Origin of the sequence: Massilia pseudoviolaceinigra (genome assembly GCF_030846505.1) — a bacterium.
GTDB classification, from domain to species: domain Bacteria; phylum Pseudomonadota; class Gammaproteobacteria; order Burkholderiales; family Burkholderiaceae_D; genus Telluria_A; species Telluria_A violaceinigra.
In genome coordinates this window covers 329,765-353,412 of sequence record NZ_JAVCWL010000002.1, presented here as the reverse complement: position 1 = coordinate 353,412, position 23,648 = coordinate 329,765, and the positions used below count along the sequence as shown (strand labels likewise).

Genomic DNA, 23,648 nt, shown 5'->3' with positions numbered 1-23,648 from the left:
TGCCCAAGCTTTCCGAACGGAGAGCATGCTGATGATCGAGGCAGCCATCGATCACCTCGCGCAGCACCTCAATCAGTTTTTGCGGCGCAGCCACAAGCTCACCGACGACATCGTGGTGGTGTCGAATATCATCGGCCAGAACGGTGCCATCGCCCCGCACATCGCCAACAAGGTGGTGATCTGCCTGACCAATATCGAGAAAGACACGCTGCCCCAGCAGGCATTTGCGCCCAGCCCCGGCGCGGGCCGCACGCCGGTCTTCAGCCGGCCGCTGTTCCTCAATCTGTACGTGGTGGTCGCCGCCAATTTCAGCGACAAGAACTATCCCGAGGCGCTGCGTTTCATTTCGAGCGCGATCAGCTTCTTCCAGCGCACGCCGGTATTCGACCATCAGGTCACGCCCGATCTCGATGAACGCATCGAACGGCTCCTGCTCGATATCGAAAACCTCAAGACGCATGAGCTGAGCAATCTCTGGACCATGCTCAGCGGGCGCTACCTGCCCTCCGTCATGTACAAGGTGCGCATGATTACCGTGGGCGGCGACGACATCACGCACCAGGTCGGCACCGTGGCCGAACCGATCACCAGCGCAAGTCACTGAGCCATGCGCGGCGCATATTCCCTTCTCCTGGAATTGCGCGCCGAGCACGCGTATTTCCCGGATGGGGCCAGCGCCAATTTCCGCTTCGTGCCGACGCCGCAATGCGCCGCCCTGCTCGATCGCTGCGGCATCCTCACGCGCCCGTCCGCGCACGGCCTGGCGCTGGCCGGACAGGACGCGGCGCGCGCCGATCTGCAAGGCGGGCGCGACGACGCGGCGGAACTCGAATTTGCCGTGCTCTCTGCCGATCCCCACTTTTCCCTGTTCACCGGACTGGATGCGCCCGCGCCCGACGCCTGCCTGTTTTTCCACAGCGCCCTGGCCCAGGCCGAGGGCGTGGGGCGCTGGCGCCTGCATCCCGATGAACTGGCCGGGCCGGCGGCCTGGCGCCGTCCGCGCGTGCCGGACAAGGCCGCGGGTCTGGCCGGGCACGGCGCCAGGCCCGCGTTTTTCATGGTGCTGGCCCTGGCCGATGTGGCGGCCGCGCTGGCGCAGGCTGCCGCGCCGGTCTGGCTGGTCCGCTTCGGCGCCCGCGCCAGCGTCTGGAAGTACCATTTTTTGAGCGACCTGGATGCACCCAATCCGGTCATCGTCGACCTCGACGACAAACTGCGCTTCGCGGCGCGCGGGCGCACGCCGCTGCCCGGCAACCGGTCGGCACTGACCTTCGCCAGCGAACAGGCGATCGCTATGCGCAAGACCCCGCAACAACGCCTGCAGCTGCGCGACCAGGGCGAGCTGGGCCAAAGAATTCTCATCAAGCGACTGCCGAATGCCAGTGTGGCAGCCATCGGGCGGGAAATTACAGAAGGAAGTGCCGTACCAGTATTAGTGTCGGAAATCTACATCCCCTGATTACCCACCAGAAAGGACGCAAGATGGCGCAATATAAAACTCCCGGGGTCTACATCGTTGAAAAAAACGCATTCCCCAACTCGGTGGTCGAGGTCGCGACCGCGGTGCCGGCCTTTGTCGGCCATACGCAGATAGCCGATTACAAGGGCTCATCCCTGACCAACAAGGCAATGCGGATCAGCTCGATGGCCGAATTCGAGGTCCACTTCGGCGGTCCGCCAGCACCGGTGTTCACTTTCGACAAAGTCGAGCGCCAGGACGATGCCGATTTCTCTGGCGTCGCCCCGCTGGCGGAAAGCGCCGCTCCTGCCGCCGGCGCCGGCGCCGAGGATCCGGCCTTGCGCGAGACAGCGAACCAGGCCAGAACAGCTGCGGACGAGGCCAGGAAAGCCCTTGATGCCGACGCCGACAACGCCGAAAAAAAAGCCAGGTCAGAAGAAACCGAGGCCGCCGCTGTTAAGGCTGAGGCGGCCGCCAAAGACAGTGCCAGGAGCGGCGCCGCCCCAGCCGCTGGCGCCGAGGACCCTGTCTTGCGCGCGGCAGCGGACTCGGCCAGAACAGCCGCAAACGAGGCCAAGAAAGCGCTGGAGGCCGACGCCGGCAGCGCCGACAAAAAAAACCAGTCAGAAGCAGCCGAGGCCGCAGCCGTAAAGGCTGAGACGGCAGCCAAGGGCAGTGCCAAGGCTGGTGATGCATCCGACCTCGTCACGGTCGCAGCGACAGCCGCCGACACCGCGGCGGACCTGCGCAAGAAGGCGGACGTTGCCAAGGCCGAGCTCGACAAAGCCAGCGCCGAGCAGAAAGCAGCCAGAACCACGGCCTACGATGCTGCGGAGAAAGCCGCCCAGGATGCCCAGGCAGCGTCAGACAAGGCCGCCCTCGCCGCCATCCCCGCCTACGCGCTGAAACTCAAGGCGGAAAAAGCGCGCCCGTTCGTGCCTTACAAACTGGTCAAGACCGGCGGCAAGCACCTGCTGTACCACAGCATGAAACTGTTTTTCCAGAATGGCGGCGGCGCCTGCTACATTGTCTCGGTGGGCGACTACAAGGCCCAGCCCGAGGCTGACGCCCTGCAGGCCGGTATCGATGTTCTGCTCAAGGAGCAGGAACCGACCATGCTGGTCATTCCGGAAGCCGTGCTGCTGGCCAAAGATGACTGCTACAGCCTGCAAGCCCAGATGCTGATGCATTGCGGCTACAAAATGAAGAGCCGTTTTGCCATTCTCGATGTGTATAACGGCGACAAGGAATTGAACGACGGTCCCGTCAACCAGTTCCGCGAAGGGGTGGGCACCAGTTTCCTGGCCTTCGGCGCCGCTTACTATCCGTGGGTGAACACGACCATCGTGGCCGCCAAGGACCTCGATTTCACCTATTTCGATGCCGAGAACCGGACCAAGCTCAAGGACCTGCTCAGCAACGACCTGGCCAGCGTGCTGTACGCCGACACCAGCAAGAGCCCGGCGGCGAGGATCAAGGCCACCCAGGTTGGCAAGACCCTGGACGCCGTCGTGCGGGATTGGAAAACGGTCGAGGACGGCGCCGAGCGCCTGCACCAGATCGCCACCGTGCACAACACCCTGGTGGCGATCAGCCCGCTGTATTCGCGCATCTTGCTGGCCGTGCAGCGCAACCTCAACCTGCTGCCGCCGAGCGCCGCGATGGCCGGCCTGTACACCATGGTCGACAATACGCGCGGGGTCTGGAAGGCCCCGGCCAACGTCAGCCTGGCGGCGGTCACCTCGCCGTCGGTCAACATCACCCACGACGACCAGGAAGACTTGAACGTCAGCACCACCGGCAAATCGATCAATGCGATCCGCACCTTCATCGGCGAAGGCACCCTGGTGTGGGGCGCGCGCACCCTCGACGGCAACAGCCTCGACTGGCGATACATCAACGTGCGGCGCACCATGATCATGCTGGAAGAGTCGCTGCGCCTGGCCAGCAAGGCCTATGTGTTCGAGCCGAACGTGGCCAACACCTGGGTCACCATCAAGAGCATGGCGCGCAACTTCCTGACCGGCATCTGGAAGCGCGGCGGCCTGGCCGGCGCCAGCCCGGACGACGCCTTCAGCGTCTCGGTCGGCCTGAACGAAACCATGACCGCCGAAGACATTCTCGAAGGCATCCTGCGCGTCACCATCCTGGTGGCGGTCAGCCGGCCGGCCGAGTTCATCGAGATCACCTTCCAGCAACAGATGCAAAAATCCTGACGCAACAACGGGCAGTTCTTCCCTGATGTGACTTACGAAAGAGGTTCGCGATGGCAGATGATGGCTCAAAACAATCGACAGCGGTATGGCCGCTCCCCAAGTTCTATTTCCAGGTGAAATGGGATTCCCAGGTCATGTCGTTCCAGGAAATCAGCGGACTCGATATCCAGTCCGAGGAAATCAAGTACCGCCACGGCGACAGTCCCGAATTTTCGGTGATCAAGATGCCCGGCCTGAAAAAGGTCGGCAACGTGACCATGAAAAAAGGGGTGTTCAAGTCGGACAACAAGTTCTGGGAGTGGTTCAACCAGATCAAGATGAACACCGTCAAGCGCGTGCCGGTCACCATCAGCCTGCTCGACGAAACCGGGGCCCCGACCATGGTCTGGACCCTGGCCAACGCCTGGCCGACCAAGATCACCGGCACCGATCTCAAGGCCGAGGGCAACGAGGCATCGATCGAAACGATCGAGATCGTGCACGAGGGCTTGACCATCGCCAACGGCTAAGCGGAACGCGCGCATGCCAGACACGCTTTCACTGTCGATGTCGGACGACTACCAGCCGTCCGCCTTCTACTTCACGGTCATGTTCGGAGCCACCCTGGGCCTGGCCGACACCTCCTTCAAGGAAGTGTCGGGCATTTCCGCGGAACTGGAGACGGAAACCGTGATCGAGGGGGGCGAGAACCGCTACGTGCATACCCTGCCGACCCACTACAAGTCGCGCAGCCTGCAGCTCAAGCGCGGCCTGGCCTCGACCTCCTCGCCGCTGGTGAAGTGGTGCATTTCCGTGTTCGAGGGCGATTTCGTCCGCCCCATCCTGGCCCAGCCGCTCGTGGTGTGCCTGATGAACGCCGACGGCTTGCCGATCCGGTCCTGGAGTTTCGCCAACGCCTACCCGGTCAAGTGGGAAGTCGAGGCATTCGGCTCGGAAAAGAATGAAGTCGCCATCGAGAACATTACCCTCAGCTACAACTATTCCAACCGACTGACCTGACCATGCCCATCGAAATCAACCAGTTGAATATCAAGTCGAATGTGGTACAGGGCGCCCCCGGCGCCGCTGCCACGCGCGCCCAGGAAGCGCCGCCCGCCAAGAAGGACACCTGCGTTCCGGGCGGCCCGCAACTGGGCGCCGACGACAAGACCGTGGCCCAGCGCACGCGCCTGCTGCGCGACGCCATCAACCAGATGCAGGAGCGCTAGATGGGCGGCATCAGCCTCGGCTCGAAAAACCTGCTCAAGATTTCGCCGTGCGATGCCGACGGCGTCGACAAAGCCGGGCCATCCTTCGAAGTGCAGATCAATCCGGCCAGCTACCAGCATCGCCTGAGCGTGCAGTACAACCAGTGCCCCACCCTGGGCCAGCCGGGCGCGACGCCCAAGTTCAGCGCGGTCAATCCGGAGAAGCTGACCTTGCCGCAACTGATCCTCGACGGCACCGGGGTGGTCTCGCTCGTCAATGCCGACCTCAACTCGCTGATCAACACCGGTACCCTGGTCACAACCGACGCCCCCAGCGTCACCGACATGCTCGCCGCCCTGCGCGCGCTGGTCTACGATTACCAGGGCGCCATCCACGAGCCGAACGTGCTGCGCTTTGTCTGGGGCGACATGAATTTCGTCGGAGTGGTCGAGTCGATGGATATCGACTACACCCTGTTCAAGCCCAGCGGACAACCGCTGCGCGCCAAGGTCACGCTGGGCGTGCTGGCCATGGCCAGTCCCAAGAAAATCGAACAAAGCGCGACCAGGAGTTCGCCCGACCTGTCGCACCTGGTGGCCGTGCGCGCCGGCGACACCCTGCCCCTGTTATGCGAGCGCATCTATGCCGATCCCGGCTATTACATGGAGGTTGCCCGTGTGAACGGCCTGGTCGGCTTTCGCGCCCTGGCGCCCGGCATGGTGCTGCGCTTTCCTCCGATTAACTGAACCACAAGGCCGCGCCGATGTGTCCCCCGCCCGATTCCGTGTCCGATGCCGCAGCCCCCGGCGGCCCGCCCTCGCCCACCGCAGCCAGCAAGGGCGTGTTCAAGCTGGTCGTCAAAAGCGACGGCGCGGTGCTGCCCGACAGCATGCGCGTCATCGCCGTGGAGGTGTCGCGCAGCGTCAACAAGCTGGCGCAGGCGCGCATCTACGTGGCCGACGGCGACATGGCGGCCAAGACCTTCGCGGTCAGCGATGCCGCGCAACTGGTGCCGGGCGCGCGCATCAGCATCGAAGCCGGCTATGGCGCCAAGACGTGGCCGATCTTTTCCGGCGTCGTCATCAAGCACGGCGTGCGCATCGACGCCGGCAACCGGGTGCGCGTGTGCATCGAATGCCGCCACCCGGCCTTCGCACTGACCTTGAGCCGCAACAACAAGAACCATGTCGACAGCACCGACAGTGCTGCCATCACGGCGCTGCTGAGCGGCTGTTCCGGCGTCAGTGCCGACGTTGCCGCCACCACCAGCGAGTATCACGGGCTGGTGCAGTACTACAGCAGCGACTGGGACTTCCTGCTGGCGCGCGCCGAAGCGAACGGCTTGCTGGTCATCACCGGCGACGAGACCGTCACGGTCAAGCCGCCCGACACCAGCGCCACGGCCGTGCTGAGCCTGACCTACGGCACCGACATCATGCGCTTCGAGGCCGAGATCGATGCCCGCACCCAGTACGCCAAGGTGACCGGCGTGAGCTGGGACCCCGCCAACCAGGCGATTGCCACGCAGGACGCGGGGCCCGTGGACCTGTCGCTGCAGGGCAACCTGGACGCGGCCACCCTGGGCAAGGTGGGCGGCATCGCGTCGCTGCGCCTGCAAACCCCGGTGCCGCTCGAGACGGCGGCGCTCACGGCCTGGACCAAGGCGCGCCAGGTCAAGGCCGCGCTGGCGCGGGTGCGCGGCAGCATGGCCTTCCAGGGCAGCGCGCTGGCCTTGCCCGGCACCATGATCGACCTCAAGGGCGTGGGCACGCGCTTCAGCGGCAAGGTGTTCGTCAGTTCGGTCGAACATCACATCGCCGACGGCAACTGGATCACCGACGTCGATTTCGGCCTGGACCCCGACTGGGGCGGCGTCCGCCAGGGCGGGACCGGCGAAGCCGCATCCGGCCTGATGCCCGGCGTGACCGGCCTGCACATCGGCAAGGTCGCCAAGCTCGATGCCGATCCGGGCGGTGAAAACCGCATCCAGGTTACCTTGCCGGTGCTGCAGGACGATGCCGGCGGGGTCTGGGCGCGCCTGGCCAGCGCCTACGGCTCGGACAAGGTGGGCGCCTTCTTCATTCCCGAGATAGGCGACGAGGTGATCGTCGCCTATCTCAACAACGACCCGTCCAACCCCGTCGTCATCGCCAGCCTGTACAGCAGCATGCGTGCCCCGCCGTACGCGCTGAGCGCCGAGAACTATACCAAGGCGATCGTCACCAAGGGCTTGCTGAAGGTCGAGTTCAACGACGAGAAAAAGGTCATCAGCCTGCTCACGCCGGCCGGCAACAAGGTGGTCATGAGCGACGACGCCAAATCCATCGTCGCCACCGACCAGAACGGCAACACGTTCTCGCTCAGCGAAAAAGGCATCCTGCTCGACAGCGCCTCCGACATCGTGCTCACCGCCAAGGCCAAGATCGAGATCACGGCCGGCAGCGACATGGCGCTCAAGGCCGGCAAGGACATGACGCAGGACGCCCAGAACATCACCATCAAGGCCGGCATGGCGATGGTGGCGAAAGGGGCGAGCAGCGCCGAATTCTCGGCCAGCGGCCAGACCACCATCAAGGGAGCAACCGTGAACATCAACTGACCGCGCGCATGAAGTCCGTGCCGCCGCCCCCCACCACCGTTCCCGAAAGGATGCCGCCATGCCGCCCGCCGCCCGCCAGACCGATATGCACGTGTGCCCGATGCAGACGCCGGCCGTGCCGTCCCCGATTCCGCACGTGGGCGGCCCCGTGATCGGCCCCGGCGTACCGACGGTCCTGATCGGCAAACTGGTGGCCGCCGTGATGGGGGATAAATGCACCTGCGTCGGCCCGCCGGATCAGATCGCCCAAGGCTCCACCACGGTCTTCATCGGCGGCAAGGCGGCCGCGCGCGTGGGCGACCCGTGCCAGCATGGCGGCACCATCGTGCTCGGTTGCCCCACTGTCATGATCGGCGGATGAGGCAGCCATGAGCATCGACCAATCCTTCCTCGGGCGCGGCTGGGCCTTTCCGCCGGCGTTCACCAAATCGGACGGTCCGTACAGCGCGGGCGGCCAGGCGGCCATGGTATCGGGCGATGACGATATCGGCCAGAGCCTGCGCATCCTGCTCTCGACCGCGCCGGGCGAGCGGGTCATGCGCCCCACCTTCGGCTGCGGCATCAAGCTGCACGTGTTCGACAGCATCAGCTACAACACCCTGACCGAAATCAAGGGCATGATCGAGCACGCCATCCTGTTTTTCGAGCCGCGCATCACGCTCGACCGGATCGCGATCAGCGACGCCGGCATGGACCAGGGCCGGCTCGACATCCACCTCGCCTACACCGTGCGCCTGACCAATACGCGCAGCAATATGGTCTATCCGTTCTACTTCGCCGAAGGCACCAATGCCACCCTTTGACGCCGATCCCCCGCGCCTGTTCGTGCGCGACGGCACCAGCCAGGCCGGGCGCATGCTGCCGGCGCTGCAGGACGGCTATTTTTCGCTGGCCGAAATGTCCTTTCCGGACCTGCTCGCCATGGCCAGCGAGTACGCCGCCCTGGTCAAGTTCTACCAGCTCGACAACAGCGTCGGCGGCAACTGGGAAGCGTATTTTTCGGCCGACGAAACCATCGTCATCGCGCGCATTCTCTCGACCAACCTGACGCGCCTGCAGGGCGACTTCGAGCAGTGGTGGGACAGCGCCGCCGAGGTAGCGGAATGGCGCGTCGAGACGCTGCCGATGACGGCGCTGGCCACCGAGATGCTCGACCGCTGGACGCGCTCCCTGTCGACCAGTCCCGGCAACGCCGGGCGCAAGCTGCACACCCTGCTGGTGAGCGTGACCGCCACCCTGTGCGACGACGGCGGGGGTTTTGCCGCCTTCCTGCCGGCGCCCGGACTGGGGCTGGGGCCGCAATGGCACAGCGCGCCCGCCGGCGAAATCAGCAAGGCGGGCATGCGGGCGAGTTATTTCGCCTTCATCAAGGCGATCGAAATGGTGCAGCAGGAAGCGGCCCGTCTGTTGCCCGATTCGCTGGTGAGCGGCGAGCACGACCCTGGCGTGGCGCTCCTGATCGCCTTCATCAAGATGGCCGAGCGCCTGCACTGGCGCCTGAACCGCTTCACCGGCGCCCATATCGACTTTTATTACGAGCGCGTGCTGGGCATGAAGCCGCTGCCGGCCGTGCCCGACCATGCCTGCCTGGTGGTGGCCCCCTGTGCCCCCGGCCAGTACGTGGAGGTGCCGGCCGGCGCCGAGTTTTTCGCGCAGTCCGGCGGCGCCGGCGCCCCCCTGGTGTACCAGACCGAGCGCGCCCTGACGGTGGGCGACGCCCGGGTGCGCGCGCTGAGCACCCTGTACTGTCACCGCGACCCCGATATCGCCCCCGAGACCGACATGGACGAGAAAGGCAAGGCGCCGCCCCATGCCGCCTGGCCCAGCAACATCTGGTGCCGCCAGCTGGACGTGCCGGACAAGCTGGTCGTCACCGACCCCGCGCCGCTGTCGGCCGTGCCGCTGATGGGCGCGCCCAAGAACCCGGGCGATAACCGCGCCGTGCAGGATGCACGCTTCGGCGTAGCGCTGGCCAGCACGGTGCTCTTGATGCGCGAAGGCATTCGCCAGGTCAGCCTGACCTTGCGCTTTGACGACGACACGCTCGGCCAGCGCCTGCGCGCACTGGAACAGGTGTTGCGCGAGACGCGCCCGGGCGCACCTGACAGCGACCAGCGCATCGACCACGACGACGTGCGCGCACGCATCTTGCGCGGCCTGTTCCTGATCGAACTGAGCGGGCCGGCCGGCTGGCTGCCGGTGCCCGCCTACTATCCGCGCTGGGAAGGCGAAACGGACGGCGACGCGGAGCCGCTCCCGCCCACGCTGCGCATCGACTTCGAGCTGGGCCTGGACGCCCCGCCGGTGGTGCCCTACGCGCCGGCGCTGCACGGCGAGGATTACCAGGTCGCCGTGCCGGTGTTGCGCCTGCGCCTCAATCCGGACAGCTATGTCTACCCCTTCGGCCTGCTGCGCGCGCTGCACCTGGCCGCCGCCGCGATCGCGGTACGCGTGTGCGGCTGCCGCCAGCTGTTGCTGCATAACCATATCGGCATGCTCAGCCCGGCCTTGCCATTCCAGCCCTTCGGCGCGCTGCCGACGGTCGGCTCCTACCTGATCGTCGGCAGCGAGGAAGCGGCCGTCAAGACGCTCACCAGCGCCGATATCGACCTCGAATGGGGCGACCTGCCGCCCGACAGCGGCGGCTTCCTGGAGTACTATCACGACTACCCGGGCGCACAGGGCAGCGACCAGTATTTCGCCCGCATCGAGGCGCTGGCCGACGGCGTCTGGGGACCGGACGAAGCCGAAGCGCCGTGGCTGCCGCTGTTTCGGACCAACTACGGCCACACCGCCAGCAAGCGCGTGCTGCGCCACGTTAACCTGCCGTGCGACGGCATGATCGGGCGCGTCAAGCCGGTCGCCGCGCCGGCCGCGCCCGAGACCAGCTACAGCGCGACGGCGCGCAGCGGCTTTTTCAAGTTCACCCTGGCCGCACCGCGCTTCGCCTTCGGCCACCGCGAGTATCCGTACGCGCTCAGCGACGCCATGACGCGCAATCTGCGCGACAAGAGCCGCCATTTCCAGGCCGGCGTGCCCGACCTGCCCTACACGCCGCTGGTCAATACGATCGCGCTCAACTACCGCGCCATCGCCCATATCGACCTGCACCGCGGCGCGGCGCCCAAGGCGCTGGCCAACAACGTGCTGATCCACCTGCACCCGCACGGCTGGGAAGCGATCGGCGCGGCCACCGAGACCGGCGTCACCCTGATTCCCGATTGCCAGGACCTGGGCAACCTGCATATCGGTCTGTCGGCCAGCGGCTTCGAGGCCGCCCTGACCTTGTTTTTCCACCTGCGCGACGATTCGGTGCCCGGCCATCCGGTCGAACCGCACTGGTCTTACCTGAGCGGCAACCGCTGGAAAACACTACCGCGCCGCAATATCATCGCCGACGGCACCAGCGCCTTCATGACCTCGGGCGTCGTCACGCTGTCGATCCCGCCCGACATCAGCCTCGACCACACCGTCATGCCGGCCGGCCTGTACTGGCTGCGGGTGGCCGCCTCGGCCGCGCTGCAGCACTTCTCCAGCGTCTACACGGTGTACGCCCACGCCCTGCAAATCGAGCGCCGGAGCGCGGTCGCGGGGACGCTGGCGAGCATGATCCTGCCGGCCGCCAGCATCGAGCGCAGCCGCACCGTGATTCCCGGCCTGGGCAAGATCACCCAGGTGGCCGCCTCGTCCGGCGGCGCGTTGCCGGAAAGCCGCACCCAGATGCATACCCGGATCGCCGAGCGCCTGCGCCACAAGGGACGCGCGGTGACGCCAGCCGATTACGAGGCGCTGATCCTGCAGCAATTCCCCGATGTGTACAAGGTCAAGTGCTTTCCCAATCTGGTCACCGAGGGCCTCTCGGCGCGCGACTGGGTGCGTCCCGGCCATCTGCTGATCGTCGCGCTGCCGCATGTGGCCGATGGCGCGCCGCTCGACGCCATGCCCCACCTGAACGGCAAGCTGGTCGACGACATCGAGCGCTTCATCCGCACCGTGGCGCCGCCGGCGGCCACCATTGCGGTCAAGCCGCCGGTGTACGAGCAAATCCAGGTGCGCTGCGGCATCCGTCTGAAGGACGGGCTGGCTGGCGGTCACTACATCACGCGCCTGAACCAGGATATTTCCGCCTTCCTGTCGCCGTGGCGCGCGCCGGGACCGCAAACCCACTTCGGCTGGCGCGTGCGCATGCACGACGTCGAATCGTTCATCATCGGCCTCGACTACATTGCCGACGTCAGCGGCTGCTCCATGCTGCGCGTGGCGCCCACCGGGGCCGCGCGCTTCGTGCTGTCGGACACGGCGCGCGGCGCCGATGCCGCCGACGCCGCGCTCACGCCGCAGTATCCGTGGAGCGTGGCGGTGCCGCTGCACAGCCACCTGATCGGGATCGCCAGCGCCGACGCCGCCCGCGCGGCCGACCTGAACTCGCTCGATATCGGTTCCACCTTCATCATTTCACCAGAGGATAGCCATGGCGCTTCATAGCCGGGAAACACTCAAGCGGCTGTTCCAGAAAGGCGCGATGCCAGCCCAGGACGCGTTCGGCGCCCTGATCGAATCGATGCTCAACATCGTCGACCAGCAGTTCGACAAGAACGCCCACGACGGCCTGAAGGTCGGCCAGATCGGCCAGGGCCGCCTGATGAGCTTTTACCACGACATCGCCGACAAGAGCGCGATCTGGTCGGTGCGCATGGACAAGGGCGGCGGCAGCCTGGTGTTCGGCACCGGCGGGCCGCAATCGGCCGATGGCCCGGACGGCACGCCCGGCTACCGCAAGGCGATGGCGCTCAGCCCGGCCGGCGCCGAGGTCGCCTTCGCCACCCTGGCCGGCCCGCCGCGCCCGGCCACCAGCCAGTTCGAGCTCGACCTGCAAGGGCGGATCGTGGCGGACGGGCGCACCGGACGCGCCTGCGCCAGCGTGCCGGCCGACGGCAACTGGCACGACGTCACGTCCGACCTGACCGGCTGCCAGGCGTTCGAGGTCATGGCCGGCGCCGGCAAGCGCGACTCGGGCAAATATGCGGTACTGCACGCCTTCGCACTGTCCGCCTTCCAGGGGGGCAAAAACGAGATTACCTGCCACCAGGCCCACTACGGCAGCAAATGCAGCCGCCTCGAACTGCGCTGGTGCGGCGCCGCCAAAGCGGCCACCTCGCCTTACCGGCTGCAAATCCGGGTCGGCTGCGCCTACGACGCCGACGGCACCGCGCCGGCCGAGCGCAGCGCGATCCAGGTTTACCTGACCCAGCTCTGGTTCGACCCGGCGATGAAGGCAAGCTGGCCAAAGTCGGCACGCGGCGGCCAGCCGTGAGCGCGCTTACCCTGTCGCTGCGCGCCGACCAGGGGGCGCTGGTGATCGAAGCGCTGGCCGAGCTGCCGTTCAAGACCGTGTTCGACCTGATCGGACGCCTGAACCGCCAGGCCAATGCCGCCGCCGATGCCGATGCTGCCCACGCCTACAGCGTCAGCCTGCCCGACCTGCAGCTGATCGTCGGCGCCCTGCGCCTGCTGCCCTACCACCGCGTGCACCTGCTGATGGACGCACTGGAGCAACAGGTGGCCGGCATGGGCGAGGCATGAGCGCGGCGCTGACCATTCGCAGTCGCGGGCCCGATCCCGACGGCCTCGATTTCGAGGCCCTGCAGCGCACCGGCACCGCCATGCTGCAGGCACTGTGCGGTCAGCGCTGGACCGATTACAACGCCCACGATCCGGGCGTGACCATCCTCGACCAGCTCAGCTACGCGCTCACCGAACTGGCCTACCGCTCCGCCTTCCGGCACGAGGATTACCTGGCCGGGCGCGACGGCACGATCGACCTGGAGCGGCACGCGCTGCACCTGCCGCAAGACATCTTCCCGAGCGAGCCGGTCACCGCCGACGACTGGCGCCGCCTGCTGTACGACCGCATTGCCGAGATCGAGGATGTGTGGGTGACCCAGGCCGGCTCCACGGACGGCCTGATCGACATCGCCTTCAAGCTGGGCGATCCTCCCACCGGCGTGCGGGCGGAGCCGACGGCGGCGCAGGCGGCCGGCGTGGCGCGCCGCATCCGCGTCCAGGCCGGCGCCGCGCGCGCGCTATGCGAGGACATCGGACGCATCGCCGTACTCGAGACCGAGGATTTCTACCTGACCGGCGATATCGAAGTGCACAGCCTGCGCGATCCTGCCGCGATCTACGCCGACATTTTTTTCCAGTGCGCCCACCACCTCATCTCCGGCCTGCAATTCGACAGCTACGAGCATGCGGCGGCCGACGGCGTGCCGCCCGACGAGCTCTTTTCCGGACCGTTTACGACGCACGGCCACATCACCGAGAGCGCGCAGCGCGCGCCCGACGCCGGCATTTCGCTGCCGCGCCTGATCGGACTGATTCGCGGCATCGATGGCGTGCGCCAGGTCCACATGCTGGACTTGTGCGACGCCGAGGGCAAGTCCGCCAGGCTCGATGGCGCGGGCGGCAAGCGGCTGGTGCCGCGCCTGTGCTTCCCCGGCAATGAACGGCAAAAGCGCATGCTGCGCGTGCATTTCATGGGCCGGACAGCGGCCCCCGACAACGACGACGAGAGCGACGCCGACGCCGTGAGCGCACTCATCTCGCGCGCCAGGATCAATTTGAACAAACTGCAGTTCGAAGCGCGCGCGCTGCGCCAGCGCCACGCCTCGCTCGAGCACCTGGGCGAGGTTCCGGCCGGCGCCGGCCAGCCGCTGGCGCCGTATTACTCGATCCAGCACCAGTTCCCGGCCATTTACGGCATCAATGCCTACGGCGTGCCGGCCAGCGCCCCGCCCGAAGCGCACGCGCACGCGCGCCAGCTCAAGGCCTACCTGTACGTCTTTGAACAGGTGATGGCGAACTACCTGCAGAACCTGGCCGGCATCGCCAGCGTGTTTTCGATCGACACGGACCTGACCCAATCGTATTTTTCCCAAGCCCTGAACGACGCGATGCTGCCCGATATCGAAGCGCTGTACACGCGCGAGCCGGACCAGATGGCGCAGGAACTCGACGCTATCCGGCGCCGCCTCGATCCGTTCGAGGACCGGCGCGAACGCGTGATCGACGTCATGCTGGCGATGTATGGCGAGTGCTACACACAACAGGCGCTGCGCAAATTCAATGTGTACTTCCCGGTGCGCCAGGCGATGCACGCCTGGCTGCTCGACAACAAACTGGCCTTCCTCACCCGCATCGTGGTGCTGCTGCGGCAGCGCGCAGCCGGCTTTCGCTACGACCTGCCGGCCTGGGACAGCGACAATGTCAGCGGCGCCCAGCGCAAGATCGCCATCTTGCTGGGGCTGCACGAACACCATTGCTGCCGCTCGCTGTGCGAGCCGATGCGCCGCGCCGGCTTGCGCATCGTCCCCGACGCCCACATCGGCGAAGGAGCACTGTCCGGCGTGTTCCGGCACGTGCGCGCGCCTCGTCCCGGCGCTACCATGAACGTGGCCGCGACACTGATGCGCAAGGCCTTCGCGCCCGGCCGCCTGGAGATCGACCGCACGTCCGAGGGGCGCGCCGCCGTCCGGTTCAAGGTCAGAAGCGCGCCATTGACATACTGGCATCTGGGCGAGCTGCAGTCCGGCGAAGACGCCGCCGAACTGAAGGAGCTGAGCGAGACCTTGCGCGCGCTGAACATGCGCTGCGAAGGCTTTCACCTGGTCGAACACACCCTGCTGCGGCCGCGCAGTGGCGATAGCGCGCAATTTCCTGCCGCCGGCGAGGGCTTTTTCCCGTTCCGCGTCAGTGTCGTGTTCCCCAACTGGACCGCGCGCTTTCACGACCCGGAGTTCCAGAAATTTGCGCAGGATACCGTCAGCCTGAATCTGCCGGCGCACATCCTGCCCACGTTTTACTGGCTGGGCTACGTGCAGATGGACGATTTCGAATCGCGTTTTCGCAACTGGCTCGACAAGCTGAGACACGCCACGCTGGCCGGCCACGACGCGGCGGAGCCGGACGGGCGGGCCGACAAAGCTCTCGACGACGCCTCCGCCTATCTGATCAGTTTCCTGCTGCGCCAGCAGCAGCGCGACGCCCACAGTCACTGGGTATGAGCCGATGAGCGCCATCCACCGCATCGGAGAGCTGCATGTCGAGCTGACGTTCGAAAGCGACGCGCCGCGCCCCCAGCCGATGCCGCACGAGCGCCTGCTGGAACTGGTGAAGGGACGTATGTTGCCGGAGCTCGAAGCGGTGCTCGACGACATGGATGATGGCCGCCTGCGCCGCATCGAGCGGCTCGACATCGATCTTGGCGATGTGCCGGCGCATCTGCTCGATGCCGAATTGGGCGAACGTCTGCGCGAACTACTGCGCGCCGCGCTGATTGACGCCTTGCACGCCACCCCTGGCGTCGTCGCCGAAGCGAGCGCGCCGGCCAGCGATGCCGCCCTGTTCGAACGCTTCCTGCGCAGCGGTGGATTGGAGCGACGCGGCGACACTCCCGCTGCGCTGCTCGAACGTTTGCTGGCCAACGATGCCCTGGCCTTGCCCGGCATTCTGCGCCGCGCGGTGGCCGTGCCGGGCGTCGTCAAGCGCCTGGCGCAACAGTTCGACGGCGAACAACTGCGCCGCCTCGTGCCGCTGCTGGCGCAGGACGCCGCGGCGTGGCTGGCACTGGTGAACGCGATCGGCGCTACCCTCGCCGGCGACGCCGGGGCGCGGCGGCATCAGGAGCGCCTGCTGTGGGAGCTGGTGCTGGCGCGCGTGCTGGGCGCGGCATCGGGCCAGGCCACGCCGGCCTTGCGCGCGGCCGCCGGTGCGCTCGGAACTGACGCCGGCGCGCAAACCCAGGCACTGCTGCGCGAGATCGGCATCGACAGCGCCACCCGCCCGCACCGCGCCGACGATGCCCAGGCGCGCTTCGCACAGGCGCTGGCGGCCGCCGATGCGGCATCCATCTGCGCCGACTGGGACGAACTGGTGGCGCACCACGCCCCGGCCCTGCGCGCAGTCATGCTGCGTCAGGGCGCGGACCAGGCCTTATGGCAGCGTATCGCCGCGCACTTTCCACTGTCCATGCTCGACGACATGGCGGCGCTGGCCGGATCGGCGGCGGCAGGCCGCGACCGTGATGCGTGGGCCGGCGCCATGTTCGAGGCGCTGGCCCCCGCCGCCGCCACTGACGTGAAGGTCAGGCAGTTCGTTCGCATGCTGTCGGAAGCTAATCCGGACTATCTGCCACCCGCGTGGTCGGCCTTGCGCGCGGTGCATGCCGACGCGCTGGCAAGCGCGATGCGCGGTATCGGCGCGCGCCATGACCTCTGGCAGCGGGTCGCGCAGCGCTTTCCGCTGACGCTGCTCGACGAGCTGACCATGCTCCTGGCGCCGCAGGCCATGTCGATCGCGGAAGCCCGCGTCGCGGCGCGATCGCCCGCAACGGCACGCAGCGCGTGGCTCGCAGGCGTAATGCACCTGAGCGCCGTGCCGTTCGACCCGGCACGCTACCGCGCCGCGCTGCGCGCCCCGAGTGCGCTCGTGGTCAAGCTGTGGCAGCAGATTGAAGCATGCCTGGGCAGCGCGCAAGGCGACCAGCTACCCGGGATCCGAAGGCAGGAGATCGCAGCCCATGCGGCCGGCAGCGTCAGTCCGGCGGACTTTCTGCGCGCCGCGTGGGACGACCTGCGGCAAGGCACGACCTTCGATCCCGCGGCCATCGAAGCGCGTGCCGCGACGGCATGCGTGCTGCGCGCGCTGCTCGATGCCGACGCATCCGCGCTATCGGGCCTGTCCGGCGAACCGGCGCGCGCGGCGATTGCACATATCGGCGCCAACGCGCAGGTGTGGAGGCGCGTATCCCAACGCTTCCCCATGGCGCTGCTCGATGAAATGACCATGCTGATGGCGCCGCAGGCACCCGCGATCCTGCACCGCTTGGGCGGCGCCGTGCTGGCCGAGAGAGACTCCTGGTTCGCCAGCATGATGCACCTCGCGGCCGGGCCGTTCGACGCCGCCCGCTACACCGCTGCAGTGAGCCTTGCCGTCGGCGCGGCGGCACAAGCGCGCATTTTTTCCGCGTTGCTGGAAGCGGACGTGGCTAGCCTCCCGCTGGATGCGTTTGTCGCACACAGCGAGGCGGCGCGCGACGCCATCGCCCGCATCGGCGCGCGCAGCGAGGTCTGGGAGCGCGTGGCGCAGCGCTTTCCACCTGATGTCCTTAATCAAATGACGGCGTTGCTGGCACCACAGGCCGGGAACATCTTGCGCGAGCTTCCGGCCTGCGGGCCGGACCGCTGGCTCGCCAGCTTCATGCACCTGACGGCGCTGCCGTTCGACGCCGCCAGCTATGCCGCAGCAATCGGCTTGACCAGCCGCGCAGACGCCGGACAGCGCATTTTCGCGGCACTGCTGGCCGGGGATGCGGCGACTCTGCCGCCAGGCATATTCGGTATGCACAGCGAAGCGGCCCGCGACGCCATCGCCCGCATCGGCGCGCGTGGCGACATCTGGGAGCGCGTGGCGCAACGCTTCCCGCTCGATGTACTTGATCGGCTGATGGCGTTGATGTCGCCGCAGCACAGGTTAGCGACTCATGACCGGCCCCGCTGGCTCGCCAGCTTCATGCACCTGACGAGTGGCGCGGACACTGAACAAAGTATTTTCGCGGCCTTGCTGGCCGGCGACGCGGCGCATCTGCCACCGGACATATTCAGTACGCACAGCGAATCGGCCCGGGCCGCTATCGCCCGCATCGGCGCGCGTGGCGATCTCTGGGACCGCGTGGCGCAGCGCTTCCCGCTCGATGTACTCAACGGGCTCACTGCATTGCTGGCGCCGCAGCGGGGGCTTCCGATCGTCGATCGCGACTGCTGGCTCGCCAGCTTCATGCAGCTGGCGAGTGGTATGGACACGGAACAGCGCATTTACTCGGCATTGCTGGCCGGGGAGTTGGCGCATCTGCCACCGGACATGTTCGATGCGCACAGCGAAGCGGCTCGCGACGCCATCGCCCGTATCGGCGCGCGTCGCGACGTCTGGGAGCGCGTGGCGCGGCGCTGCCCGCTCGATGTACTTGACCGGCTGACGGCACTGCTGGCGCCACAGCGGGAGCTACCGATCGTTGATCGCAACCGCTGGCTCGCCAGCTTCATGCATCTGGCGAGCGGTACGGACACGGAGCAGCGCATTTACTCGGCATTACTGGCCGGGGAGTTGGCGGATCTGCCACCGGACATGTTCGGCACGCACAGCGAAGCGGCACGCGAAGCCATCATCCGTATTGGCGCACGCACCGATGTCTGGAAACACGTGGCGCAGCGCTTCCCACTCGATGTACTTCACCGGATGACGGCCTTGCTGGCGCCGCAGGCCGAAGACGTACTGCGCGAGCTGCCTATTCGCGATCGGGACCGCTGGCTTGCCAGCTTCATGCACCTGACGGGGATGCCATTCGATGCCTCGCGCTACGCCGCCGCCATGGGCCTGACGAATCGCGCCGACGTCGAACAGCGCATTTTGTCAGCCTTGCTGGCTGCGGACGCGGCGAATCTGCCGGCGGATATATTCAGTGAACACAGCGCAGCGGCACGCGCCGCCATCATCCGCATCGGCGCGCGGGGCGACGTATGGGAGCGCGTGGCACGGCGATTCCCGCTCGATGTTCTCGACCGGATGACGGCATTGCTGGCACCGCAAAGCGAGCTACCGATCCAGGATCGCGACCGCTGGCTTGCCAGCTTCATGCGTCTGACAGCCATGCCCTTCGACCCGCGCCGCCATGCTGCCGCATTGGTCGGGCACGCACCCGCGCGCCAAAGCCAGCCAACACCGGCCATCCCTGTCCTGCGCGACCGGATCGACATCGCCACCGGCCCGGAACTGCGCATCTTGTCAGCGCTGCGGTCCTGCGACGCGGACGCCTTCGAGGCCGGCCTGCTTGCGGTGGAGGACGCCGAAGCGCGCCAGGCAATCGCCAACATCGGCGCCCGCTTCGATGTATGGCAGCGTGTCGCGCAGCGTTTCCCGCTCGCGCTGCTCGGGCGGATCACCACCTTGCTGGCGCCGCAGGCGGCCACCATCCTGCGCGATCTGCATGCCGGTGCGCACGCCGCGGCGATTCCCGAGCGTCGCCGCTGGCTCGCCAGCATCATGCACCTGACCGCCATTGCGTTCGACGCCGCGCGCTATACCGCCGCAATGAGCACGGCGCCCACTGAACCCGGCGCCGAACCGGGCGCCGAGCCGGCACGCCACATCCTGGCGGCGCTACTTGCCACAGATGCGGCAGCCCTGCTGCCCGATGCTCTTGCCGTGCACGCCGACGCTGCGCGCCAGGCCATCGCCCGCATCGGCGCCCGTGTCGACGTATGGCAGCCGGTCGCGCGGCGCTTCCCGCTTGAGCTGCTCGATGACATGACGGCATTGATGGCCCCGGCCGCGGCAGCCATCCTGCGGCAGCCGCCAATCGCCACCGGCGCCGCGATACTGCCCGCGCGCGAGCGCTGGCTGGCCAGCATGATGCACCTGGCGGCCATGCCGTTCGACCCGCTACGCTATGCGGCGGCGGTCGGCGCGCCTGTCCCGTCGAATACGCCGCCCGACGACACCGTGCAACCGATCCAGCGCATCCTGGCGGCGCTCGACGATGCCGATGCGACGGCGCTTACGGCCGATCTGCTCCTGGCACACAGGGACGCGGCGCGCCAGGCGATCGCACGAACCGGCGCCCGCTTCGACGTGTGGCAGCGCGTCGCCCGGCGTTTCCCGCTCGCGCTGCTGGACGAATTGACGACACTGGTGGCGCCGCAGGCACCCTCCATCCTGCGCAACATCGCAGCCGCGTCGGGGGCGCCGGCACGCGACCTCTGGCTCGCCAGCATCATGCACCTGGCAGTAACGCCCTTCGATCCGGAGCGCTACAAGGCCGCGCTGCGCGCCCCGAGCGCTCCCGTGATCGAGCTGTGGCGGCAAGTAGCCACCCGCATGGCCGCCGTGGAGAACCATTTGCAGCGCGACATGCAGATGCAGGCCATCGCCGTGCATGCCGCCCACAACGCGTGTCCCCCGGATTTCCTGCGCGCCGCCCACGACGCGCTTGAACACTCACAACGTATCGACCTGACCGCCGTCGATGCGCGTGCCCGCACCGCGTTCCTTGTGCGCGCGCTCGTCGACGGCGATGCGGCCGGCCTCGCACCGGCCGTCTTTGCAGGCCTCGGCGACGATGCCCGCAAGGCGATCATGGACATCGGCGCGCGCGCCGCCGTATGGGAGCGGGTCGCGCAGCACTTCCCGGCGCCAGTGCTCGATGCGCTCACTGCCCTGCTGGAGCCGCATGCCGCGCGCGCACCACAACCCGACCGCGTGCGTTGGCTGGCGGGCGTCATGCAACTGACCGCAGCCCCGATGCCCGCACCGCAGACGGCAACACGCGCTCCCCACGGCGATACGGTTGGCCGGCTGTGGCAAGCCATCAAGACGCACATGGCAAGCCCGGACAGCGTGCTGCAGCACGCCATCGGCGCGTATGCTGAACGCAGCGTGGATACCGCCGGCTTCCTGCGCTCCGTCAACATCGCCCTCGAGCGCGGCGAGGCGATCGACCTGGAAGCCATCGCCGAACACGTCGACAGCCAGCCTGCCGCAGCGGAACCGCCATCCGCAACCACCGTGCCATCCACCCCGGAGGACCCCATGCCTGCCGCACCGACCACCCTACCCCAGTCCGATCCCGACGTGCTGCGGCGGATCGCCGCCCACCTCGACAACATTGGCGAACATGGAAAAACCCTGCTTGGCGCCGCCCAGGCCCATGCCAGCCGCAGCGCCGCGCCGCAGGCCTACCTGCGCCAGGTGCTCGACGACCTGGCCAACGAGCGTGCGGTCGATCTCGACGATCTCGACGCGCGTTTCGCCGCACCAGCGCCGCCCGCACCGAAACGGCCCGCCGTTCCCTGCGCGCGCGCCCTCGCCGCTCACCCGCCGGCGCAGCGCGCGGCGCTGGCCCCGCTGCTCCACGGCGCCGGCGACGACAGCGCCCAGTTTTCGGCGGGCCTGCTGGAGAGCGTGGTCACGCTGCTGGCCGGGGCCGACCTGGAGGCAGTGCAGCGCTGTGCGCGTGAGGTTGGTGGCCCCCTGGCGCGGGATCTGCCGGCGCCCGCCGCGGCCCGTATCGGGCTTCGGACCAGGCAGTTTGCCTTTGGCTGGTTCTTCGAGCAGCGCTTGCGCTTTGAGCCGGCCGCGTATGCGCGCGCGCTGGCGGCCCATCTGACCGAAGCAGCCGACGTCGCCGCGCCAGCGCGGCGCCATGCGCCGGCCCTGGCGCAGGGCGCCGCCAGCGTGCTCGATGACGAGTGCGACGCCCTGTACCTGTCGAACGCCGGCCAGGTACTGGCCGGCCCTTACCTTCCGCGCCTGTTTGCGATGGTGGGCCTGACCGAGGGCGCCCGTTTCAAGAGCACCGAGGCGGCCGAGCGCGCGGTGCACCTGGTGCAGTTCATTGTCAGCGGCCAGACCGACTGCCCGGAATACCAGCTTGGCCTGAACAAGGTATTGTGCGGCTTGAAGCTGAGCGCCCCGATCGTCCGCGAAATCGTGCCGACCGACGAGGAGCGCGAGGCGGTCGACACGATGCTGCGGGCGATGATCGCGCACTGGAAAACCATCGGCAACACCTCGCCCGACGGCCTGCGGCAATCGTTCCTGCAGCGGCCCGGCAGCATGCACCTGAAAGACGACGCCTGGCGCCTGAAAGTGGAAGCCGGCTCGTTCGACATGCTGCTCGACGCGCTGCCGTGGTCATTCTCGGTTATCCGGCATCCATGGATGGAAAGGGCCGTGCATGTCGAATGGCGCTGAACAGGAAGCAATGACGGCCAACGCGCGCAGCCTGGCGCGCGAGATCGACTGGTTCGGGGCGGTGCTGACGGCGCGCTTCGAGACGTACTTCGTGGCGCAGGATGCCGACGCCGGAGTGGTGCCGGTCTTCCCGGCGCCGCCGGAGCTGGCCGGCGACCCATCGCTGTTCGCCGACACCGTGCGCAACGGCGCCGGGGTGGCGATGAGCGCCGACGAGCGCATCGTCCTGATTCTGGCGCTGCTGCCGCACATCCGTCCGCAGGCGCTGGATCTGCTGCTGACGCATAACAAGCTGATCGAACGCACCTTCACCGAGTTCGGCGGCGTGCGCGGCGCCGCGCACAGCGGCTTGCTGCCGACCGGCGAAACCGCCGTCTTCATCCTCGCCGGGGACGATTTGCAACGCCGCTTCGAGGTGGGACGGCTGTTCGAGCCGTCGCATTTTTTTGCGAAGCTGGGCATCTTGCGCATGCAGCAGGCGGCCAGCGGCGAGCCGGCGCTGCGCGCGACGCTGGCGGTGGAGACCGATTATCTGCACCGGCTCACCGTCGGCCAGCAGCACAAGCCGGACTTCGGCGCCGGCTTCCCGGCCAAGCTCATAACCACTCCGCTGGCATGGTCCGACCTGGTGCTGGCGCCCGAGGTGATGGATGAAATCGAGCAGATCCGCGCCTGGATGCGCGGCGGGTCCGCCCTGCTGCGCCGCTGGGGCCTGGAGACGAAGGTCAAGGCGGGCTTTCGCGCCCTGTTCTACGGACCTCCCGGCACCGGCAAGACGCTCACGGCGACCTTGCTCGGGCAATCGGTCGGCGTGGACGTGTACCGCATCGACCTGTCGATGATCGTCTCCAAATATATCGGCGAGACCGAAAAGAACCTGGCCAATGTGTTCGACCAGGCGCAGAACAAGAACTGGATCCTGTTTTTCGACGAGGCCGACGCCCTGTTCGGCAAGCGCACCGAAGGCAGCAGTTCGAACGACCGTCACGCCAACCAGGAAATCTCTTACCTGCTGCAACGGGTGGAGGACTTCCCCGGCGTCGTCATCCTGGCGACCAACCTGCGCTCCAATCTGGACGAGGCGTTTGCGCGCCGCTTCCAGTCGGCGATCTATTTTCCGCTGCCGGACGCGCTGCAACGCGAACAATTGTGGGACAAGCTGTTTCAGGACCGCGCTTTGCTGGCAGCCGACGTCGATCTGCACCGCCTGGCCGACAAGCACGTGCTCTCGGGCGGCGCCCTGACCAACGTGGCGCGCTACGCCGCCATTCGCGCGGCGCGACGCCAGGAAAAGCAGGCCATGGACAACGTACGTATCGAACTGGACGACCTGGAACGCGCGATCAAGAAGGAATTCATCAAAGAAGGACGCACCCTTTAG

Annotated in this window: 16 protein-coding genes; all 16 read left to right on the top strand. The window is 67.3% G+C overall.

Annotated features, from left to right (window positions below):
* Nucleotides 1-25 precede the first annotated feature (25 nt).
* From RBA40_RS03400 to RBA40_RS03325, 16 genes are read left to right on the top strand one after another with little or no spacing between them, the layout of a single operon-like run.
* Complete coding sequence (locus RBA40_RS03400; RefSeq protein WP_306645971.1) at nucleotides 26-604, top strand: contractile injection system cap protein; 579 nt, start codon at nucleotides 26-28, stop codon at nucleotides 602-604.
* A 3-nt stretch (nucleotides 605-607) separates the two neighbouring features.
* Entirely contained in the window at nucleotides 608-1,459 is an 852-nt protein-coding gene (locus tag RBA40_RS03395) for a contractile injection system cap adaptor (protein ID WP_306645970.1), read from the top strand.
* Nucleotides 1,460-1,482: 23 nt separating this feature from the next.
* Nucleotides 1,483-3,675: a contractile injection system sheath protein gene (locus tag RBA40_RS03390; RefSeq protein ID WP_306645969.1), complete on the top strand. Its 2,193-nt coding sequence runs from the start codon at nucleotides 1,483-1,485 to the stop codon at nucleotides 3,673-3,675.
* A gap of 50 nt (nucleotides 3,676-3,725) precedes the next feature.
* Nucleotides 3,726-4,184, top strand: a complete 459-nt coding sequence (locus tag RBA40_RS03385) for a phage tail protein (RefSeq protein ID WP_099878588.1) — start codon at nucleotides 3,726-3,728, stop codon at nucleotides 4,182-4,184.
* Between the two features lie 13 nt (nucleotides 4,185-4,197).
* Complete coding sequence (locus RBA40_RS03380) at nucleotides 4,198-4,674, top strand: phage tail protein (RefSeq protein WP_306645966.1); 477 nt, start codon at nucleotides 4,198-4,200, stop codon at nucleotides 4,672-4,674.
* A 2-nt stretch (nucleotides 4,675-4,676) separates the two neighbouring features.
* Nucleotides 4,677-4,883 (top strand): DUF5908 family protein, encoded by a 207-nt coding sequence (locus RBA40_RS03375; RefSeq protein WP_306645964.1) that lies wholly within the window; start codon nucleotides 4,677-4,679, stop codon nucleotides 4,881-4,883.
* Nucleotides 4,884-5,609 carry a CIS tube protein gene (locus tag RBA40_RS03370; RefSeq protein ID WP_306645962.1) on the top strand — a complete coding sequence of 242 codons (726 nt, stop codon included), beginning with the start codon at nucleotides 4,884-4,886 and terminating at the stop codon, nucleotides 5,607-5,609. It begins immediately after the preceding gene.
* Nucleotides 5,610-5,647: 38 nt separating this feature from the next.
* The gene (gene vgrG / locus RBA40_RS03365; RefSeq protein WP_306645960.1) at nucleotides 5,648-7,462 is read left to right on the top strand and encodes a type VI secretion system tip protein VgrG; all 1,815 of its coding nucleotides are present in this window, start codon (nucleotides 5,648-5,650) and stop codon (nucleotides 7,460-7,462) included.
* Nucleotides 7,463-7,520: 58 nt separating this feature from the next.
* Nucleotides 7,521-7,823 carry a PAAR domain-containing contractile injection system baseplate protein gene (locus tag RBA40_RS03360; RefSeq protein ID WP_099878580.1) on the top strand — a complete coding sequence of 101 codons (303 nt, stop codon included), beginning with the start codon at nucleotides 7,521-7,523 and terminating at the stop codon, nucleotides 7,821-7,823.
* Between the two features lie 7 nt (nucleotides 7,824-7,830).
* Nucleotides 7,831-8,265, top strand: coding sequence for a gp25 family contractile injection system sheath assembly initiator (locus RBA40_RS03355; protein ID WP_306645959.1), 435 nt, complete (start codon nucleotides 7,831-7,833; stop codon nucleotides 8,263-8,265).
* Nucleotides 8,252-11,947 carry a baseplate J/gp47 family protein gene (locus RBA40_RS03350; protein WP_306645957.1) on the top strand — a complete coding sequence of 1,232 codons (3,696 nt, stop codon included), beginning with the start codon at nucleotides 8,252-8,254 and terminating at the stop codon, nucleotides 11,945-11,947. The genes RBA40_RS03355 and RBA40_RS03350 overlap by 14 nt, the downstream gene beginning before the upstream one ends.
* Nucleotides 11,934-12,776 (top strand): contractile injection system tail -fiber like adhesin, encoded by an 843-nt coding sequence (locus RBA40_RS03345; protein WP_306645956.1) that lies wholly within the window; start codon nucleotides 11,934-11,936, stop codon nucleotides 12,774-12,776. The genes RBA40_RS03350 and RBA40_RS03345 overlap by 14 nt, the downstream gene beginning before the upstream one ends.
* Nucleotides 12,773-13,045 carry a hypothetical protein gene (locus tag RBA40_RS03340; RefSeq protein ID WP_306645954.1) on the top strand — a complete coding sequence of 91 codons (273 nt, stop codon included), beginning with the start codon at nucleotides 12,773-12,775 and terminating at the stop codon, nucleotides 13,043-13,045. The genes RBA40_RS03345 and RBA40_RS03340 overlap by 4 nt, the downstream gene beginning before the upstream one ends.
* Nucleotides 13,042-15,525, top strand: coding sequence for a contractile injection system baseplate wedge protein (locus tag RBA40_RS03335; RefSeq protein ID WP_306645952.1), 2,484 nt, complete (start codon nucleotides 13,042-13,044; stop codon nucleotides 15,523-15,525). The genes RBA40_RS03340 and RBA40_RS03335 overlap by 4 nt, the downstream gene beginning before the upstream one ends.
* A gap of 4 nt (nucleotides 15,526-15,529) precedes the next feature.
* The gene (locus RBA40_RS03330) at nucleotides 15,530-22,267 is read left to right on the top strand and encodes a contractile injection system tape measure protein (protein WP_306645951.1); all 6,738 of its coding nucleotides are present in this window, start codon (nucleotides 15,530-15,532) and stop codon (nucleotides 22,265-22,267) included.
* Complete coding sequence (locus RBA40_RS03325; RefSeq protein ID WP_306645949.1) at nucleotides 22,251-23,648, top strand: ATP-binding protein; 1,398 nt, start codon at nucleotides 22,251-22,253, stop codon at nucleotides 23,646-23,648. The genes RBA40_RS03330 and RBA40_RS03325 overlap by 17 nt, the downstream gene beginning before the upstream one ends.